We start from the raw sequence: 1,438 nt of genomic DNA, 5'->3' as shown, positions 1-1,438 counted from the left end.
CAACTATTTTAATATTATTTATGGTCTATTTTAATGAGGTTTTAAAAGATGCAATATTCATGCGATCAAAATTAATAAAAGTTGAAAAAATGGAGATTGTCAGCCAACTCGCTGCAAGTATTTCACATGAAGTAAGGAATCCATTGACTGTTGTAAAAGGATTTACACAACTTTTAAAAACACCCAATATAACTCAACAATCCAAAGATGAGTATATTGAACATATTCTTGAAGAGTTAAATCGTGCACAAGCAATTATTGATGATTACTTAACTTTTGCCAAACCGGCTTCAGAAAGACTAGATCATATTTCAGTGGGGCACGAGTTAAATCGAGTTATTAATATGATGTTGCCTTTTTGTAACATGAATACTATTAATATTACAAAAGAGTTCTCCGGTGGAACAATTATTGGTAATACACAGCACTTTCATCAATGTTTTTTAAACTTAATTAAAAACAGTATTGAAGCAATGCCGAATGGCGGTGATCTTATTATTTCTGCATCTGTTAGTAATAATAAAGTCATGATACGAATTCAAGATAGTGGAATTGGAATGTCTCAAGAGCAAATTAATCGATTTGGCGAACCGTATTTTAGTACAAAAACGAAAGGTACTGGTTTAGGTACGATGGTTGCTGTAAAAATTATCGAAACGATGCGAGGCACATTGAAAATCCGAAGTGTTATAAATAAAGGAACTACTTTAACTATCACATTACCTAAATACAGTAATGAAGAGATTTCGTATAATAAATGAAAAAGGAGCTTAATAGCTCCTTTTTCATTTATTTCGATACAAAAAGTATCTGCTATGTTTTTTAAAGTTTACATTTTGTAGAGATTAATTAGAAATTAGTAACCTTAGCTCCAACAGCTACATCCAACAATAATTAATAAAATAAATAACACAACTAATAATGCGAAACCTCCACCAAAACCACAAGAACCGCCGAAACTCATATTTTTTCCTCCTTTTGGTTTGAAAACTAATAGGTAGTTGATCATTTTAACTGGTTCGTATTATACAGTATGTGTATCTCCCTTTTTTGAGCATGTCTTCATAAAATTAGTAAAAGCACTCTATTGAGAGTGCTTTAAAATGGATACCAGAAACTCTTGAATACATTTACTTTTAAGTACACTGCAATAATTAAAATGATAATACCAACAAAAAGAGTGATGTAATCTACTTTTTGAGCATTCTTTGCATAGTACCACGTACGTTTGTCTTTCTTTCCAAACCCTCTTAAATCCATTGCATTTGAAACCGTATCAATTCTTTCTAAAGAATGAATAATAAGTGGCCAAAAAATCAAAATACGATTTTTCATACGAATCCATAAACTTGCTTCTCCCTTTTCAAAAGGTACGCCTCTTGCCTCCTGTGCATGTTTAATGATTATATATTCAGATTGAATGTTTGGTATATAACGC

Annotated in this window: 3 protein-coding genes; 1 reads left to right on the top strand and 2 read right to left on the bottom strand. The window is 31.2% G+C overall.

The features are described 5' to 3' along the window. The coding region (locus tag V7038_RS29400) for a HAMP domain-containing sensor histidine kinase (RefSeq protein ID WP_335696087.1) at positions 1-761 on the top strand (761 nt) is incomplete at its 5' end. Positions 762-865: 104 nt separating this feature from the next. Here V7038_RS29400 and V7038_RS29395 read toward each other — a convergent pair. Together V7038_RS29395 and V7038_RS29390 are read right to left on the bottom strand one after the other, a co-directional pair. Further along, entirely contained in the window at positions 866-964 is a 99-nt protein-coding gene (locus tag V7038_RS29395) for a YjcZ family sporulation protein (RefSeq protein ID WP_000007808.1), read from the bottom strand. Positions 965-1,098: 134 nt separating this feature from the next. Further along, positions 1,099-1,438, bottom strand: a 340-nt coding sequence (locus tag V7038_RS29390) for an energy-coupling factor transporter transmembrane component T family protein (protein WP_335696086.1), incomplete at its 5' end; no start/stop codon positions are given.

Source organism: Bacillus sp. JJ783, from assembly GCF_036963225.1.
GTDB lineage: Bacteria > Bacillota > Bacilli > Bacillales > Bacillaceae_G > Bacillus_A > Bacillus_A cereus_U.
Note: the sequence above shows the minus strand (reverse complement) of the source record. Positions and strands in the feature narration are given on the sequence as shown.